General features: G+C 38.4%; 13 protein-coding genes. 5 read left to right on the top strand and 8 right to left on the bottom strand.

Annotation, left to right across the window (positions count from 1 at the left end; all coding sequences use genetic code 11):
- Nucleotides 1–111: 111 nt before the first annotated feature.
- The 5 genes from ycaO (at nucleotide 112) to ABN256_RS09565 (ending at nucleotide 8,007) form a co-directional block, all read left to right on the top strand.
- Entirely contained in the window at nucleotides 112–1,869 is a 1,758-nt protein-coding gene (gene ycaO, locus ABN256_RS09585) for a 30S ribosomal protein S12 methylthiotransferase accessory factor YcaO (RefSeq protein WP_196553341.1), read from the top strand.
- A 672-nt stretch (nucleotides 1,870–2,541) separates the two neighbouring features.
- Nucleotides 2,542–3,396, top strand: coding sequence for a formate transporter FocA (focA, locus tag ABN256_RS09580; RefSeq protein WP_109408791.1), 855 nt, complete (start codon nucleotides 2,542–2,544; stop codon nucleotides 3,394–3,396).
- 54 nt (nucleotides 3,397–3,450) lie between these two features.
- On the top strand, nucleotides 3,451–5,733 hold the full coding sequence (gene pflB, locus ABN256_RS09575; protein ID WP_196553342.1) for a formate C-acetyltransferase: 2,283 nt from the start codon (nucleotides 3,451–3,453) through the stop codon (nucleotides 5,731–5,733).
- A gap of 109 nt (nucleotides 5,734–5,842) precedes the next feature.
- A complete protein-coding gene (gene pflA / locus ABN256_RS09570) occupies nucleotides 5,843–6,583 on the top strand; it encodes a pyruvate formate lyase 1-activating protein (protein WP_036938126.1) in 741 nt (246 codons plus the stop codon).
- A 545-nt stretch (nucleotides 6,584–7,128) separates the two neighbouring features.
- Nucleotides 7,129–8,007 carry a BPSS1780 family membrane protein gene (locus ABN256_RS09565; RefSeq protein ID WP_196553343.1) on the top strand — a complete coding sequence of 293 codons (879 nt, stop codon included), beginning with the start codon at nucleotides 7,129–7,131 and terminating at the stop codon, nucleotides 8,005–8,007.
- A gap of 82 nt (nucleotides 8,008–8,089) precedes the next feature.
- Here the strand turns inward: ABN256_RS09565 and allD are convergent, their stop codons facing one another.
- From allD to ABN256_RS09525, 8 genes are all read right to left on the bottom strand, one after another.
- Nucleotides 8,090–9,139 (bottom strand): ureidoglycolate dehydrogenase, encoded by a 1,050-nt coding sequence (gene allD / locus ABN256_RS09560; protein WP_196553344.1) that lies wholly within the window; start codon nucleotides 9,137–9,139, stop codon nucleotides 8,090–8,092.
- 262 nt (nucleotides 9,140–9,401) lie between these two features.
- A complete protein-coding gene (locus ABN256_RS09555) occupies nucleotides 9,402–10,226 on the bottom strand; it encodes a MetQ/NlpA family ABC transporter substrate-binding protein (protein WP_082151810.1) in 825 nt (274 codons plus the stop codon).
- A 50-nt stretch (nucleotides 10,227–10,276) separates the two neighbouring features.
- Nucleotides 10,277–10,963, bottom strand: a complete 687-nt coding sequence (locus ABN256_RS09550; protein ID WP_349439418.1) for a methionine ABC transporter permease — start codon at nucleotides 10,961–10,963, stop codon at nucleotides 10,277–10,279.
- Nucleotide 10,964: 1 nt separating this feature from the next.
- Nucleotides 10,965–11,951 carry a methionine ABC transporter ATP-binding protein gene (locus ABN256_RS09545; protein ID WP_197269381.1) on the bottom strand — a complete coding sequence of 329 codons (987 nt, stop codon included), beginning with the start codon at nucleotides 11,949–11,951 and terminating at the stop codon, nucleotides 10,965–10,967.
- A gap of 304 nt (nucleotides 11,952–12,255) precedes the next feature.
- Nucleotides 12,256–13,545, bottom strand: coding sequence for a serine--tRNA ligase (gene serS, locus ABN256_RS09540; protein WP_072069685.1), 1,290 nt, complete (start codon nucleotides 13,543–13,545; stop codon nucleotides 12,256–12,258).
- 117 nt (nucleotides 13,546–13,662) lie between these two features.
- Nucleotides 13,663–15,012 (bottom strand): replication-associated recombination protein A, encoded by a 1,350-nt coding sequence (locus ABN256_RS09535; protein ID WP_072069730.1) that lies wholly within the window; start codon nucleotides 15,010–15,012, stop codon nucleotides 13,663–13,665.
- 7 nt (nucleotides 15,013–15,019) lie between these two features.
- Nucleotides 15,020–15,628 (bottom strand): outer membrane lipoprotein periplasmic chaperone LolA, encoded by a 609-nt coding sequence (lolA, locus tag ABN256_RS09530; protein ID WP_196553346.1) that lies wholly within the window; start codon nucleotides 15,626–15,628, stop codon nucleotides 15,020–15,022.
- A gap of 112 nt (nucleotides 15,629–15,740) precedes the next feature.
- Nucleotides 15,741–19,451, bottom strand: a complete 3,711-nt coding sequence (locus ABN256_RS09525; RefSeq protein ID WP_349439417.1) for a DNA translocase FtsK 4TM domain-containing protein — start codon at nucleotides 19,449–19,451, stop codon at nucleotides 15,741–15,743.
- Nucleotides 19,452–19,477: the final 26 nt, after the last annotated feature.

Here is a 19,477-nt window from a genome sequence, read left to right as displayed (position 1 = left end):
TGAAGAATATGGTTAGCCTGTTCGAAATAAGAGAAATTATTAGTGCTTAACAAGGGATTTCAGTATCATGTGCCCCTAACTATCATCCGCAAAATATTAATGAAACCTGCCATGTCACAAACATTCATTCCTGGCAAAGATGCCGCACTGGAAGATTCTATCGCTAGCTTCCAAAAAAAATTAACCGACTTAGGCTTTAACATCGAAGAAGCTTCATGGTTAAACCCAGTTCCTAATGTCTGGTCTGTTCATATTCGCGATAAAGATTGCCCTTTATGTTTTACTAACGGTAAAGGTGCCAGCAAAAAAGCAGCATTAGCTTCCGCATTAGGCGAATACTTTGAACGTCTTTCAACTAATTATTTCTTCTCTGATTTCTGGCTAGGTACTGATATTGCAGAAGGTGAATTTGTTCACTATCCAAGTGAAAAATGGTTCCCTCTCACTGAGGATGATTCTGTTCCTACGGGCTTATTGGATGCACGTTTACGTGAATTTTATGATCCTGAAGGTGAGTTATGTGGTAGTGAATTAGTTGATTTACAATCAAGTAATCATGATCGTGGAATTTGCGCACTACCATTTATACGTCAATCAGATGAAAAACCGGTTTATATTCCTGTAAATATTATCGCTAACTTGTATGCCTCTAATGGTATGTCTGCGGGTAACACTAAGAATGAAGCTCGTGTCCAAGGGCTTTCAGAAGTTTTTGAACGCTATGTGAAAAACCGCATTATCACCGAAAGAATTAGCTTACCTGAAATTCCTAAAGAGGTTTTAGCTCGCTACCCTGCTGTTATTGAAGCGATTAATACCTTAGAGCAAGAAGGTTTCCCAATCTTTAGCTTTGATGCTTCTTTAGGGGGAAAATTCCCTGTTATTTGTGTCGTGTTATTTAACCCACAAAATGGAACTTGCTTCGCTTCTTTTGGAGCTCATCCTGATTTTGGTGTCGCTTTAGAGCGTACTGTCACTGAATTATTACAAGGCCGTAGTCTTAAAGATCTTGATGTTTTCAACCCACCAAGCTTTGATGATGAAGAAGTGGGTGATCACACCAATCTTGAAACACATTTCATTGATTCAAGTGGTTTAATTAGTTGGGATCTATTTAAGAAAGATGCCGATTATACTTTTGCTGATTGGAATTTCAGTGGCACCACTGAAGAAGAGTTCCATACCTTAATGGCACTATGTCAACAGTGTGATGCTGAAGTCTATATTATGGATTACTCACACTTAGGCGTTTATGCATGCCGTATTTTAGTGCCTGGTTTATCGGATATTTACCCTGCAGAAGATCTACAGTTAGCCAATAACATTATGGGTGTACATTGGCGTGATACCATTCTTTCGTTACCAACAAGCGAAGGTACAAAAGAAGAATATTTATCACTTATCGGTCAATTTGATGAAGATGGTTTAGACGACTTTACTCGCATCAGAGAAATGATTGGTATTGCACCGGGTAAAGATAATGGCTGGAGCCATTTGCGAGTGGGTGAATTAAAATCCATGCTTGCACTTGCTGGTGGTGATCTTGACCAAGCGCTTGTTTGGGTTGAATGGACTCAAGATTTCAATGCTTCTTTATTTACGCCAGAACGCCAAAATTATTATCGTTGCTTACACAATCTCTTATTATTACAACAAGAGACTGAACGTGAACCTGCGCAATACATGTATGCATTCTCTCGTATGTATGGAGAAGAAACATTACAAGCAGCCTTAAACGCAATACAAGGTAAACAAGCATTTTATGGTTTACAGCCTATCGATGCTGACTTAACAAATTTACCTATTCATCAGTCGCTACTTGCTGCTTATGAAAAATTACAAAAAGCAAAACGTCAATCGAACAAATAAGCCTATTTTATTTAGGATGACTTATTAAATAATCACTAGATTTAACTGAATAATAAGCGCGTATTTAAATTGAAACACTCTATTGAAAAGTAGAGTGTTTTATTTTGCTAAAAATAAATTTTTGACAATTTTGTCAACTTGACAAATATGCCATCCGACAAAATTGCCAAAATATGGCAAAAGTGACGATTTGAGATATTTAATACGACACTATAAATGGATATTAAACTTTTGCACTAAGAATAGTGCTTAAGTGTAGTTTAAATTGCTATTTGTTTAACCAGATCTCAAAAATTTAAAAACCTTATTTTTATAATGGTTATATGTCTGGAGTAATCAATCTTGATTAACCACAAATAAAGTAATGTTTATATTTATAGCAAAAGTAAATAAGGCGTTAAATTTGATTTTTAATTCTTAACATACGGAGTCTAAATAATACTTTATCTTTACTTTTTACTTTATTTATCCAGCTACCCTAAAATTTTTTGATAATTTTTAAAAAATTTTTTTACTTTATTAATCAAATGGTTATAGCATAAATAACGGGTTTTTACGCACTAAAAACGGGTTTCTAATAAGCGACCATGATCCATATCAATTTTAGAAGTAAGCCCCTTTGCTACTATTATTGCGTGCTATAATTATTCCAACATATAAGAGAGTGTTAGTATGAAAGCTGACAGCCCTTTTAATTTATTATCACCTGCTGATATGGCAAAAGTTGCCGATGATGCATGTTGTTATAAAGCAAATAAACATATTCCAACGACTTACTTATCTGCATTTACTGCGGGAATGTTTATATCAATTGCTTTTGTTTTTTATATTACTGCTACTACAGGCACCGCATCTGTTCCATTTGGGCTGGCTAAATTAGTTGGCGGGATCTGCTTCTCTCTGGGGTTAATGCTCGTCGTCGTTTGTGGCGCAGATTTATTTACCTCAACTGTTCTGACTATTATTCCTAAAGCGACTGGACGTATATCTTGGGGCAAAATGTTTGCTAACTGGATAAATGTCTATCTTGGTAACTTCATTGGCGCACTCTTTTTTGTTGCCTTAATGTGGTTTGCTGGCCAACATATGGCTGCAAATGGGCTTTGGGGGCTAAACGTTTTACAAACTGCACAACATAAAGTTGAACACACCTTTATCGAAGCAGTCTGTTTAGGCATTCTAGCTAACTTAATGGTTTGTCTTGCAGTATGGATGAGCTATGCAGGTCGTACACTCATTGATAAGCTTTTTGCACTGATTTTACCTATCGGTATGTTCGTTGCTAGCGGTTTTGAGCACAGTATCGCTAACATGTTTCTTATTCCTTTAGGTATTGTTATTAAGAATTTTGCACCCGCAGAATTCTGGACTAAAGTAGGTGCATCACCCGAACAATTTTCAAATTTAACGGTATCAAATTTTCTCTCTGATAATTTATTGCCTGTCACTATCGGTAACATTATTGGCGGGGCAGTCCTAGTCGGTCTGGTATACTGGTTAATGCATCTGCGCGGTGACAAACATTAATCCGTGCAGGTATGACTGATTTCTTAAGTTCCATTGTAAAAAGGTAGAAGTATCATGTCTGATTTAAATGAAAAATTTGCTGAAGCATGGAAAGGTTTTTCTGAAGGTGAATGGCAGAACGGTGTTAACGTTCGTGATTTTATCCAAAAAAACTATACTCCATATGAAGGCGACGAATCTTTCCTAGCAGGTTCCACTAAAGCAACTGATACACTTTGGGAACAAGTTATGGAAGGCATCAAAATCGAAAACCGTACGCATGCGCCGGTTGATTTTGATACTTCTGTTGCTTCAACTATCACATCACACGATGCGGGTTACATCACTAAAGATTTAGAACAAATCGTAGGTTTACAGACTGATGCACCTCTGAAACGTGCGATCATCCCATTCGGTGGTATCCGTATGGTTGAAAGTTCTTGCCACGCTTACAACCGTGAGCTGGACCCAGAACTGAAAAAAATCTTTACTGATTATCGTAAAACTCACAACCAAGGCGTTTTCGATGTTTATACTCCAGACATCATGAAATGCCGTAAATCTGGTATCTTAACAGGTTTACCAGATGCTTATGGTCGTGGCCGTATCATCGGTGACTACCGTCGTGTTGCACTGTACGGTATCGAGTTCCTGCGTAAAGACAAATTCGCTCAGTTCACTTCTTTACAAGAAAGAATGGAAAAAGGCGAAGATCTGGAAATGACTATCCAACTGCGTGAAGAAATCGCAGAGCAGCATGCTGCTTTAGGTCAAATCCAAGAAATGGCTGCGAAATACGGTTACGATATTTCTCGCCCAGCTCAAAACGCAAAAGAAGCAGTACAATGGACTTACTTCGGTTACTTAGCCGCTGTTAAATCTCAAAACGGTGCTGCAATGTCATTTGGTCGTGTATCTACTTTCTTAGATATCTACATCCAACGTGATATTGAAGCTGGTTTACTGACAGAAGAACAAGCTCAGGAATTAATTGACCACTTAGTCATGAAATTACGTATGGTTCGTTTCTTACGTACTCCTGAATATGATGAACTGTTCTCTGGTGACCCAATCTGGGCAACAGAATCTTTAGCTGGTATGGGTTTAGATGGCCGTACTCTGGTAACTAAGAATACTTTCCGTTTCTTAAATACCCTGTACACAATGGGTCCATCTCCGGAACCAAACATGACCATCCTGTGGTCAGAACAACTGCCTATCAACTTCAAAAAATACGCAGCGAAAGTCTCAATCGATACTTCTTCAATCCAGTACGAAAATGATGACTTAATGCGTCCTGACTTCGACAGCGATGACTATGCAATCGCATGTTGTGTTAGCCCAATGGTTGTTGGTAAACAAATGCAGTTCTTCGGTGCTCGTGCAAACTTAGCGAAAACCTTACTGTATACCATCAATGGTGGTGTTGACGAAAAACTGAAGATCCAAGTAGGTCCAAAACATGCGCCAATCATGGATGAAGTCTTAGACTTCGATACTGTGATGAACCAAATGGACCACTTTATGGATTGGTTAGCAACTCAGTACGTAACTGCACTGAACGTTATCCATTACATGCACGATAAATACAGCTATGAAGCAGCTCTGATGGCACTTCATGACCGTGATGTATATCGTACAATGGCATGTGGTATCGCAGGTCTGTCTGTTGCAGCTGACTCATTGTCTGCTATCAAATATGCAAAAGTTTCTCCAATCCGTGATGAAAACGGCTTAGCAGTTGACTTCAAAATTGATGGCGAATACCCACAATTTGGTAACAACGATTCTCGTGTAGATGATATCGCTTGTGACTTAGTTGAACGTTTCATGAAGAAAATTCAGAAACTGCGTACTTACCGTAATGCGGTACCTACACAGTCTATCCTGACTATCACTTCAAACGTTGTTTACGGTAAGAAAACAGGTAACACTCCAGACGGTCGTCGTGCAGGCGCACCATTCGGACCAGGTGCTAACCCAATGCACGGTCGTGACCAAAAAGGTGCTGTTGCTTCACTGACTTCAGTTGCTAAACTGCCATTTGCTTATGCAAAAGACGGTATTTCTTACACCTTCTCAATCGTACCTAATGCATTAGGTAAAGATGATGATGTTCGTAAAGCGAACCTTGCGGGTCTGATGGATGGTTATTTCCACCATGAAGCCGGCATTGAAGGTGGTCAACATCTGAACGTTAACGTGATGAATCGTGAAATGCTGTTAGAAGCAATGGAAGATCCTGAGAAATATCCTCAGTTAACTATCCGTGTTTCTGGTTATGCAGTTCGCTTTAACTCACTGACTAAAGAGCAACAGCAAGACGTTATCACCCGTACATTTACACAAACAATGTAATAAAGATAACTATATGCATTTATTTACTGAGAAAGTAGATAAAATCGCTTAGAATAAAGGCCCCTACTTTGGGGCCTTTTTATCTAGACAGTTTTGGAGTAACCCTGTTATGTCCGTACTTGGTCGTATCCACTCATTTGAATCCTGCGGTACTGTTGACGGTCCCGGAATACGTTTCATTGTTTTCTTTCAAGGATGCTTAATGAGATGCCTCTATTGTCACAACCGTGACACATGGGATACTCATGGTGGGCAAATCGTCACAGTTGATGAATTAATGAAAGAGGCGGTAACCTATCGTCATTTTATGAATGCTTCTGGTGGCGGTGTTACTGCTTCTGGTGGCGAAGCGATTTTGCAAGCAGAGTTTGTGCGCGATTGGTTCCGCGCATGTCAAAAAGAAAATATCCATACTTGCTTAGATACTAACGGCTTTGTTCGTCGTTATGATCCCGTTATTGATGAATTAATGGATGCTACTGACTTGGTGATGCTCGACCTAAAACAAGTCAATGATGAAATTCACCAAAAATTAGTGGGCGTATCAAACCAACGTACACTTGAATTTGCGCGTTATTTAGCAAAACGAGGCCAAAAAACATGGGTTCGTTATGTGGTTGTTCCGGGTTGGTCTGATGATGATGATTCTGCTCATCGTTTAGGCGAATTTATTAAAGATATGAAAAACATTGAAAAAGTAGAGCTACTACCTTACCACGAACTCGGCAAACATAAATGGGTCGCTTTAGGCGAAGAATACAAATTAGATGGTATTCATCCACCGTCAAAAGAGACAATGGAAAATGTAAAATCTATTCTTGAGTCTTACGGCCATAAAGTCATGTATTAAGTTTTTCTACTTAAAATTAATTTAAGAAGCAGCGTTTTTAGCGCTGCTTTTTTGTTTTACTAAAATTAGCAAAAGCTTATATTAATCACCTTTTTTATGATCATGAACTTTAAAATCAGGGAGTTTCTTCTTACTTACAGGTGTTACTCTTCATCGCTTATCTGTTTCACCTGTCGCTTTTGCAGCAGGTTTAGCGCCTGTTTTATTCCCCATGATATACTTCTTATTTAATTCACGTATATTTTAATATAAGAAAGATGGTATCAACTTAAAGTGAGCAATGTAGTACTTCATCATAATTGAACTGTAAATTTTCTATATGCCTATAAATAAACTAATCCTTTATCAAAAAGACAATTAATTATCTTTATTCTGCTTTTATCAAACTCACATCGAATATTTTTATAGGCAAAATAAAATTAACCTCATAATAAGATTATCCTTAACCTATATTAAGTTTAATACAGTTGATTAATAACAAAACAAAAAGATATTATAGAGCGCTTATATTTATAAACAAAGATATTGGGATTAAGGTACAGGAAATGGAACAAGACAACAATTCATCGCAAACAGAACCACAAGAGGTATTTACGCCTATCCCTCAAGCGCGAGGTGCCTCAGGCGGTGTTCGCTGGTTAGGGCTAGGATGGGATTTAATAAAAGAACGTTTTTGGATGTGGATAGGCGTTATTATTATCTACTTTATCGTTAGTCTTATTATCTCGACCATTCTTGGGTTTATTCCACTAATTGGTCCAATCATCTCACCTTTTATTACTACTGTATTAGCCGCAGGTGTCGTGGCAATTGCTCATCAACAGTATGAAACACAGCGTATTGATGTTGATAATTTATTTTTTGGTTTTTATAACAAGCGCTATCTCAGTTTAATGGGCGCTTATGGGATCAGCTTTCTTATCTTACTCGTAGGGATTATTCTTGCGGTTGTCGTCAGCAGTGCTGCTATGATGGATATTTTTTATGCTATCAATAGCGATTACCCTGACGAAATCATTGCTGAAATGATGATGGATAACTCATCTGGGTTTACATTATTTTTTGTTATTATCGCTATTTTTGGCGCGTTAAGCACTGCAGCCTATTGGTTTGTACCAGCTCTGGTATTAGTCAATGGCTATAAAGCATTCCCTGCAGTTAAAGCAAGCCTTTCAGCAGTAAAAATAAACTTATCTGGTGGTTTCTTCTTCTTTATTTTACTGTTCTTTATTATTGCTATTAGTATTATTCCATTTGGTTTAGGTTTACTTATTACCATCCCTCTTTCCTATACTGCAATGTATGGTTCTTATCGTGACGTTTTTTATCACCATAATATAGGAAATCAAGGAAATAACGGTGGAAATGGAACAATTTCTCTAAATAAAACCGCTGAGTCTAATATTGGTAAATTAGTTAGTTAATTCTTAGCATTAACTTAAATAAAAAAGCAGTAGAGCGTAAATTCTACTGCTTTTTATTGTCTAGTATAAATAGCTATTATCATTAACCCGCAAACGGATTTTTATTATCATAAGATTTATTGTAAAGTGCATCAGATATTAAATAGTCATAAATTTCATCAACAATTTCAATACCTTCACTTTCACTTCTCTGTTCTTCTATTTGACTATTTTCACCAGGATAAAGGACTTTTTCAACATTAGGGGCCGGCTTAATGGCATTTAATTCCCCCATAACTTGTGAGATATGCTCTCTAAATAATGTCGCATCAGTAAAGAATGCTGGATTAATTACAATATGCAATTGACCCAACTCTCGTCCTTGCGTTAAATCGTGATACATCGAGCTAACATGTTTACCAAAAGGAAGTCCAAGCAAAATACCTGACAACACATCGACCATCATCATCAAGCCATAACCTTTAGGACCAGCAATAGGCAATAAGCCTTTTACCGCAAAAGGATCTGTCGTAGGTTTTCCGCTTTCATCTACCGCCCAAGTATCAGGAATATCAGTATGTCTTGAACGTGCATCTAGTACCTTACCCCATGCCTGCACGGTTGTCGCCATATCAAATGTAATATGTTTATCACCTACACCTGGGGCAGAAAACGCGATAGGGTTTGTACCGTAATACACTTCTGAGCCACCAAAAGGAACAACCATAGGATCAGATTGGCAAAGTGAGATACCAATCATTCCTGCTTGTGATGCTTGCTCGACAAAATAAGATAGTGCTCCACTGTGACCTATGCGTCGAACACCGACAACAGCAACGCCCTTGTCTTGTGCCATTTTGATAGCACGTTCCATTGCATCTTTAGCTGCAACATGCCCAGCACCATTATCGCCATCAAATACAGCGCTACAAGGTCCAGTTTCAGTATAAGTAAAGTTAGGTGTGGTATTTGTACCACCTTTGCTAATGCGCTCTGCATAATACTCTACACGCACAGCACCATGAGAGTGAATGCCTTTACCATCAGCATGGACTAAGACATCAGCCACCGTATCTGCATGCGCTTCATTTAGTCCTGCATGATGTAATTTATTTTTGATTAATTGATGTAACTGCGGTTTAGAAACTATCATAGAATATGCTCTTTTGTAGGGTTCTATGTAAATAGAAACGTCATAAAATAATTGAGGTAAATTCGAGCGATAGGTCTAATTTAACAGCATAAATAGGATCTGCCGTGATCGGTTTAACCAATGAAGGATTGCGTTATATTTTTGTTAAATAGTCATTTCTTTATTAAAAACCTTTTTATAATAGCCCTTGTTATAAACAAAAAAGTGGAACAATTTCTTGCTCCACTGACTATTTGATCACAACTTTTTGCTACAGATAATATTATGGAACAGGAACAGCTTCGCCCTTAAACGTTTCTAGAATAAATTGTTTTGTCTCTGGAGCTCGTAATTGCGTCATTAATTTAGCAATACGTGGATCATTTTTATCTTCTTCTCTAATCACAACCACGTTAGCAAACTTACTGTTTGCAGCAGGCTCGGTATAAATCACTTCTTTGGTTAAATCTAGCCCCGCATTAATAGCAAAGTGTCCATCAATAGAAGCGACATCTGCTTCACCATTTTTATAAATTTGTGGTAATAATGGACCATCATAAGTAAATAGGAATTTAATATTACGAGGATTTTCTACAATATCGTCAATTGTAGAATCATCAGGATCGATGCCATCACGTAATTTAATTATTCCTTCGTCTTGGAATAATTTTAATATATGTCCATGCTGTGCCAGATTATTACTACTTATCATTTTCGCTCCATTAGGCAAATCCTGTAAGCTTTTATATTTTTGTGAGAAAAAACGATAAGGGTGCATATGCACAGCGCCAGCAGAAACTAATTTCCAATCAGGATGATCTGCTAAGGTTTTATTTAAATAAGGCACATGTTGGAAAAAATTCGCATCTAATTCTTTTTCTGCTAATGCTTGGTTAGGAATAATATAATCATTAAAGATCCGAATATCTAACTCTAACCCTTCTTTTTCTAATTGGGGTTTTATAAACTCTAGGATTTCAGCATGAGGTGTACTTGATGCACCTATAATTAATTTATTTTCTGACTTTTCATTCGTTGGCTTACAAGCAGATAAAGCTAAGCTAACAAGTAGCAGTGAACCCAGTTTTTTTATTACTGTTAATTTCATTGTTATAACCTTATTTTTAAATTTGATTTTTAATTAAGTTTATTCTTTGATTAACGTTTATCTATATTTCTTACAACGCTATCTCCCAATAGCTGAATACATAACACAATTAATAAAATAACTAATGTAGCAACCCAAACCACATCAAGATGACTGCGCTGAAATCCTTCTAAATAAGCTAAGTTCCCTAATCCACCGGCACCAATCGCCCCAGCAACAGCTGTTCCTCCAACTAAAGAAATTAATGTTACGGTTAATCCAGAAACCAGCGCAGGGGATGATTCAGGCAGTAACACTTTAAATATTAATGTAGGTAAATTAGCCCCCATTGAAAGGCTTGCTTCTATTACGCCTTTATCAACTTCACGTAGTGCTAATTCAACCAATCGAGCATAAAAAGCAGCTGCAGAAATCACTAATGCAGGTAGTGCTGCATTAACACCTAATATAGTTCCCACAATCCATTTGGTAAAAGGAAACAATAAGATAATTAAAATAATAAAAGGAACGGCTCTAAAAATATTTACAATAAATGAGAGCGTTCTATAAATAGAAATCTGCTCTTTATAGCCTTCTTTTGCTGTTAAAAATAATGCGACACCAATTAATATACCTAATAAGCAAGATAATAGACCCGAAACTAATGTCATATATAGAGTATTTAATGTTTCTTCTCCTAAGACATTGAGTTTTAAATGAGGGAAATAATTATTAACTAAAATTTGTATTTCATCCATATCATAAAACCGCTATATCAAAATTATTGCTCTCAAGATATTGGATTATTTCATCCGATTTATTATTTAACTGTAGATAAATAAATCCATTCTCTTGTGAAAAACTACCTTTTATTAAATTAACAGGCTCATTAAATTTAGAAATTAAATCATAAAGTAAATAGTCATATTTTTTACCCTCTTGCAGTAACAGCTTTATTACTGTGCTTTGTTGTTTTATATCATCAATATCATCATTATTATCTATAACCTGTATTGATTGAGATAAAAATTGTTGCGTCACATTATGTTTTGGCTGATTAAATATTTTTAGCACTTCACCTTGTTCTATTATTCTTCCTTGCTCAATAACTGCAACTTTATTGCATATTGCTTTTACAACTTGCATTTCATGTGTGATCAACACTATCGTAATATTCATTTTTTTATTAATTTCAGCAAGCAGTGCTAAAATTGTTTGTGTTGTTTTTGGATCTAATGCAGATGTCGCTTCATCACATAATAAAACATCAGGATTGTTTGCTAGCGCTCTAGCAATGCCCACACGTTGCTTTTGTCCACCACTTAATGTTGATGGGTATTCATCTGCTTTATCAGCAAGCCCAACCAACGTCATAAGTTCACTTGCTCGCTGAAAACGTTGTTTTTTATCTAAACCGGAAATTTCAAGTGGAAACTCAATATTTTCTCTAACTGTGCGTGACCACAATAAATTAAAATGTTGAAAAATCATGCCTATCGAGTGACGAATTTTACGGATCTCGCGCTCACTACTCGTAGTAATATTATATTTACCTACAATCACCTCACCTTTAGTAACTGGCTCTAAGCGATTTAATAGTCGGATCAAACTACTTTTCCCTGCGCCACTATAACCAATAATGCCAAAGATATCCCCTTGTTCAATATTGAGATTAATATCATCAACAGCAACAGTTTGTTTTTTACCTCGCAGATAAATTTTGCTGACATTTTTTAGTGTTATCATTTTAAGTAACCTACTTATCAAATGGAAATCTAGACGGCTAAACATCCAGAAATCCAAATTAATGTTAATGAGAGAAATTGTCAAGCAGGGAATGAAAATGCGATAAATAAAAATGGCATATCTTAGAATTAAACGGTTCCTAATTATCTTTTTAGAAAACATTTACTCGATTATATCTTTACACATTAGCTTTAATCTCTAAGATAAATTAAATTCATAGAGATAAATATTTATTACGATCAATAAAAAACCCCCTGCCTAAGCAGAGGGTTAAATTATTAATATTCAATTAATTAGATAATAATTAACCGATATATTCTAAACCATTCATATAAGGACGTAGCACTTCTGGAATTTCAATACGACCATCAGCCATTTGATAATTTTCCATGATTGCGACTAAGGTACGACCTACTGCTAAACCAGAACCATTTAATGTATGAACCAGTTGTGTTTTCTTGTCACCTTTAGAACGGAAACGCGCTTGCATACGACGTGCTTGGAAATCCCACATATTTGAGCATGAAGAAATTTCACGGTAAGTATTTTGAGCCGGAACCCAAACTTCTAAGTCGTAAGTTTTACGTGAACCAAAACCGATATCACCTGTGCAAAGCACAACTTTACGATATGGCAGATTCAGTAATTGCAGTACTTTTTCAGCATGACCTGTTAGCTCTTCTAATGCTTCCATTGATTTTTCAGGATGAGCAATTTGAACCAGCTCAACTTTATCAAATTGGTGCATACGAATAAGGCCACGAGTATCACGGCCATAAGAGCCCGCTTCTGAACGGAAACATGGCGTATGAGCTGTCATTTTCAATGGTAAATCGTCTTCTTCGAGAATAACGTCTCTTACCATGTTGGTAACTGGCACTTCTGCTGTTGGAATAAGCGCGTATTGGCTTTCTGCTTCTTCTTCTAACGGTTTAGTATGGAATAAGTCTTCACTAAATTTAGGTAACTGACCTGTACCGTACAGAGTTGCGTGGTTAACCAAGTAAGGAACATACATTTCTTGGTAGCCGTGCTCTTCGGTATGCAGATTCAGCATAAATTGTGTGATAGCACGATGTAAACGTGCAATTTGACCTTTCATCACAACAAAACGTGAACCAGTAATTTTCACCGCAGAAGCGAAATCTAAACCATCAGTCAACTCACCTAAAGTCACATGATCTTTTAATTCGAAATCATAAGTCTTTGGTGTGCCCCAACGAGAAACTTCTACGTTTTCGCTATCATCTTTACCATTTGGCACAGCATCATCTGGCATATTCGGGATAGTTAAAACGTAATCGCGGATTTCTGCTTGAAGAACTTCAAGTTCTGCTTTTGCAGCTTCAAGTTTTTCACCTAACAGGTTAACTTCCTGACGAAGTGGCTCAATATCTTCACCACGCGCTTTTGCCGCACCGATGGACTTCGATCGAGAATTACGTTCTGCTTGCAGGGATTCGGTTTCAACTTGTAACACCTTACGGCGTTCTTCTTGTTGACGGATTTTTTCCACATCGAGGGTGAACCCCCTGCGAGCCAGTTTTTCGGCGACCGCGTCTAGCTCATTACGCAGTAGATTTGGATCGAGCATGCTTATCCTGTGCTTATTGATAGATTAATAAAAACCTTCTCTCCTATCTTATAAAAAGATATCTGAGACAAGGCATAGTTAAGAAATTAATGATAATTTAATAACCTTACCGCATCTTTACATTTTGCGATAGCGTTTTGTAGCACTATTTTGATCTTGTTGAGAAAGCCAGTCTAATTTCTCTGCAACCTTGATCTCTAACCCTCTTTTTACTGGGTAATAGTACTGCGTATTGGCCATTTCTTTAGGAAAATAAACCTCTCCAGCCGCATAAGCATTAGGCTCATCATGAGCATAACGATACTCAGCACCAAGCCCCATATCTTTCATGAGTTTTGTCGGTGCATTACGCAAATGTTCAGGCACATCATAATCAGGTTTACTTTTGGCATCTGCAATAGCTGCTTTAAATGCAGTATAAACCGCATTACTTTTTGGTGCGCAAGACAAATACACAATGGCTTGCGCAATCGCGCGTTCACCTTCAGCAGGCCCTACACGCGTAAAGCAATCCCATGCAGCAATAGCAACTTGCATTGCACGAGGATCGGCATTACCTACATCTTCTGATGCGATTGCCAATAAACGGCGAGCAACATAAAGTGGATCGCCACCTGCTGTTATGATCCTTGCGTACCAATAAAGTGCTGCATCAGGTGCAGACCCTCTTACTGATTTATGCAATGCAGAGATAAGATCGTAAAAGCGATCACCTTTATTATCAAAACGCGCACTACGCTCACCACTGATTTCAGTGAGTAACGCGGGTGTCAATGTACGTTTTCCTTGGCTATCTACTTCAGCAATATCTGCCATCATTTCAAGTAAATTTAATGAACGACGTGCATCACCATTAACCAATTGTGCAATCATTTTACGGGTGTCAGTAGGTAAAATGATATTGCGACCACCTAAACCACGCTCAGTATCATCTAATGCTTGTTGAAGTACTAACTCAATATCAGCTTCACTCAATGAACGTAATAGATAAACTCTCGCCCTAGAGAGCAAGGCTGAATTAAGTTCAAAAGAAGGATTTTCGGTCGTTGCGCCAATAAAAGTGATAGTTCCATCTTCAATATGAGGTAAAAAAGCATCTTGCTGGCTTTTATTAAAACGATGTACTTCATCAACAAACAGTATTGTTCTGCGCCCTGCATTACGATTTTGGCGCGCAATTTCAATAGACTCTCTGATTTCTTTAATACCCGATGTTACCGCAGATAAACGTTCTATATCAGCTTGTGCATAGCGACCAATAATCTCAGCAAGGGTTGTTTTCCCTGTTCCTGGTGGCCCCCATAAAATCATGGAATGCAATTGCCCTGCCTTAATAGCACGAGGTAATGGCTTACCTTCGGCAAGCAAATGCGTTTGTCCGATATATTGCTCCAATGTTTCAGGTCGCATTCTTGCAGCCAGAGGTTGGAACTCATTGCGTGAAAAATCGAGTGATAAATTACTCAAAATATCCTCACTGACGTTGGTCATCCACAGTCACACCCGCAGGAGGTGTAAAGCGAAATGCGGATGCATCGATTGGCGTAACCGTTTGAGCCGTGAGTTGATAATTACTCACCTGACCATCTTGTTCTGTGGCAGCAAATTGCTGGATTTGCCCATTAGGTAACACGGTGATCGTAAAATGTTTTAAGTTATTTTCTACTTTTGGTGTTAGCTCAAAACGGTCACCCGTTTGTTTAATTTCGTAATTTTGCCATTCTTTACTGTCGTTACGCGCGATCAACATAAACGGAGTGTTGGTTGTCGCACTTTCAAGCCAACTCGCTGTGACTTGCTCTACAAAGGGATTATAAAACCATAATGTTTTGCCATCAGAAATCAATGTGCTCTCATCAGGCGCAGTCATTTGCCAATTAAACAAATCTGGACGTTGTACTTTTAAATTACCTTCCCCTTTTTGAATAAGGGCACCTTCATTACTAGTGACAGTTTGACTAAAGTTAGCTTGAAAACTATTTACTTTATTTAATCGTTGTTGCAGATCTTGGCGCGCATCAGCCCAAGCGGCTTGGCTACTTATTAATGTCATCGCGCACACTGCAAATAATACTTTTTTCATTCTACAAGCCTCGGCATGAGATTACGCCGACATAATGTCGGCGTATAAATTTTAATGATATTGTGCAGGTTATCATGCTATCTAATTAGCTGATAACTGAGTTTTCAAGATATTACATATCAGACGGTGGTGGTGAAAGTACATCACGCGTATTGTTGTGATTTGGCGTACTGACAATACCTTGCATCTCCATTTGCTCTACAATTCTTGCAGCACGGTTGTAGCCAATTCTAAATTGACGCTGTACACCAGAAATAGAAACTCGTTGTTTTTCAACAACAAATTCTACTGCTTGGTCAAATAATGGATCAAGTTCTTCACCGTCATCGTAACCACCACCATTACCACTTTCGCCTTCTTCACCACACTTAGTAATAGCTTCAATATATTGTGGGCGACCTCGTGCCTTCCAATCAGTTGCAACAGCATGTACTTCATCATCGCTAACAAAAGCACCATGAACACGCTCAGGCACAAAACCATTCGGTGCATAAAGCATATCACCCATGCCTAATAATGATTCAGCACCACCTTGATCTAAAATAGTTCGAGAGTCGATTTTGCTTGAAACTGTAAAGGCAATACGGCTAGGTATATTGGCTTTAATTAACCCAGTAATAATATCAACTGAAGGTCTTTGTGTTGCAAGTACAAGGTGAATACCCGCAGCACGTGCTTTTTGCGCTAAGCGAGCAATTAACTCTTCCACTTTTTTACCTGCGGTCATCATTAAATCAGCGAATTCATCGACGACAACCACGATATAAGGTTCTTTTTCCAACGTTGGCATTTCTGTCGCTATAGTATCTGTTGGTTTCCAGAATGGATCTGGAATTGGGCGTCCCATTGCTTCAGCTTCTTTAATTTTTTCGTTATAACCCGCAAGGTTACGTACACCAAGTGCGGACATTAATTTATAACGACGCTCCATTTCCGCCACGCTCCATCGCAACGCACTTGCGGCATCTTTCATATCTGTCACAACTTCAGTCAGAAGATGCGGAATACCTTCATATACAGATAACTCAAGCATTTTAGGGTCAATCATAATAAAACGAACATCTTCTGGTTTCGCTTTATAGAGAATGCTGATAATCATCGCATTCACACCGACAGATTTACCTGAACCTGTTGTACCAGCCACCAATAAGTGTGGCATCTTAGCAAGATTGGCAACAACAGGTTGTCCACCAATATCTTTACCTAAGACAACTGTCAGTGGAGAGCGACTGTCACGAAATGCATCACTATCTAACAACTCACGCATATATACGGTTTGACGTTTTTTATTAGGTAATTCCAATCCTACATACGGTTTTCCTGGAATAACCTCAACAATACGCACTGCAATAGCAGACAATGAACGTGCTAAGTCGCGTGATAAATTTGAAATACGAGCGGCTTTTACACCCGGCGCAAGTTCAAGTTCAAATCGCGTGATAACAGGCCCCGGCGAAATACCAACCACCTTGGCTTTAACACGGTAATCATTAAGACGCGCTTCAATAAGTTTACCAATACGCTCAAGCTCAAACATATCAACAGGTTCTTCTTCTACTGGCGGTGTTGTTAATAGATCCAGAGAAGGCATTGGTGTGGTTGGTTTTTGCAACGGTCTGTCATTACGCATCAAGAATGGGTGAATTAAAGATTCTTGCTGTTGCTGTTGCTGTTGCTGTTGCTGTTGCTGTTGCTGTTGCTGTTGCTGTTGCTGTGCAAAATGCTGAGCCATATTTGGCTGTGGTTCAATACGTGATTGCGATGCAGTTTGAGATACAGCACGTGGCGTAACAGGTTCAGAAACAATCGGCGTAAATACCGGCTCTATCGGCTCTTCATCCAATAAATCATCAATAGGTGAGAAAGCTTCTAATGCGGAGAGTTCTTTTTCTAACTCAATTTTTGGGGTGTACTCTTCCTCGTCATCATCACGAGGTGAGATTTGTAAAAACGCATTACTGGTTGGATACTCTACTTTTTTCTCCATTGTTTGCGTTGGTTTTGCTGATTGTGAGGCAAACGAATGTTGAATATGAGGTTGATAACCCGTAGTTGCTTGTAATGAAGGTGCTGATGTTGATATTTGAGGTAAAAATTCATCATTGTCATCATCTAACGAAACATCATCACCATAACGATCCTGCAATTGTTGCTTAAATTGCGCAGCGAGTTGTTGCTGTTCATAAAGCTCGTTTTCGTCGATATCATGGCTATTATCTTCTGCTGAAGAGAATGTATTTGCAGTAACAGTAGGTTCGTCTCGATAATTATCTTGTTGATGATCAAAGGAAGAAAGTGGCGTTTCAATATTCGGCTCATAATGAGAGGTGGATTGCTCAATAACCTCATCAGCTTCGTCACCATAGCGTTTACGCTGTTGCTCTAGAAATTGCTGACGTAATTCTTGTTCAAAATTCGCTTGGTCTTGAATATCAGCTAACTCATCTTCAGGCTCAGATTGAACAGCTTCTTCACGACGGCGTAACTCTGCTTCACGTTGCGAAGGGATGTGAATACCATAAAGCTCACGGCGAGTAGGCAAACGTACTGGATTTGGTCGTGGCAGTTCAGGCCCTAAGCCCTGTTTAACTTGTGCTCCGTGACTAACTAAGGCGCTTGTTGCGACTCCAGCAGTCACCGTTGCAACTTGTGTTAAGGTATCATCGCTATCTGGCGCCAGTGAAAATGTAGGTTCAGCTCGTCCTACAGGCATAAAACTCTCTGCAGGTTGTGCAATAGAATTATTTTCAACTAATGGCTTCACAGAAGATGTGTTCTCTTCTGGAATTGGATAAACAGAATGTTGAGGAGCACTGGCTTCTGGCTGAATATCTTTTTTAAGGAAGGCTTCCGGAATATCAAAACGGTAATGTTCAGGTGCTTCTTCTGTTATTTCAGACGTATTTTCTGCAACAGACTCGGCGATAACAGGCGCAGCTGGTGCTAATGATTGAACATGATCGTCGGTATCATTTGTTGCACTGAATGAAGGCAAGTCATCTTCTTCTGTTTTAGAAGGCTGCGATGAATCAATATCTTGCTGACGAGCAAGTTCAAGCGCTGAAGGCGCAGAAAATAAGATGTCATCACTCTCTTCTGTTGTTAGTTCTGATGATTGTTTTTCTGTTTGATTTGAATGTTCAGTAACATCATCAACAAAATCTTGAGTGTTATCATCTTGTTCGTCTTCATATTCAGCGTCGTGTTGGCCTCGATTAGTAATAAAACCTACCGTACCAAGGATAACAGCACCAATCTTTTCGGTGATAGTTAGCCACGACCATCCTGTAAATAATGTAAAACCAACAGCCCAAACAGATAACAATGCAAGTGTTGCGCCTAATACATTAAACCAAGGTAACAATGCCTTACTAAATAAGCTGCCAATAACACCGCCTGAGCTAAAATTGTAAATATCATCAAAATTAAGATCAGCTAATGCACAAGAGGTAAAAACCAGAGCCAAGGCGCCAATCGTGCGAAGTGCAAGGGAGAAAAAGTCAGTATATTCGCGATTTTTTTGGTAGCGCAATGAATTCCAACAACCAAAAACAACCACAACAGGAATGGCATAGGCGAGTAAGCCAAATGCTGAAAATAGGATATCAGCTAACCATGCTCCGATACTGCCACCTAGGTTTTGAATAGGTTCATTCCATGTGGTTTGTGACCAGCTAGGATCAGAGGGATGAAAGCTAAATAAAGAAACCATCAAAAAGACAGCACCAATCCCGATTAAAATGAGAATAGCTTCCCAAACACGACGACGGTTACTTATCTTTGTTAAACGAATATTTTTGTCTTCTGTATATTCCTGGCTCAAAGAGGGCTCTCCAGGTTTAACTTAGG

The sequence above is a fragment of the Proteus sp. fly-1008 genome, assembly GCF_040140305.1.
Taxonomy (GTDB): Bacteria; Pseudomonadota; Gammaproteobacteria; order Enterobacterales; family Enterobacteriaceae; genus Proteus; species Proteus vulgaris_B.
Note: the sequence above shows the minus strand (reverse complement) of the source record. Positions and strands in the feature narration are given on the sequence as shown.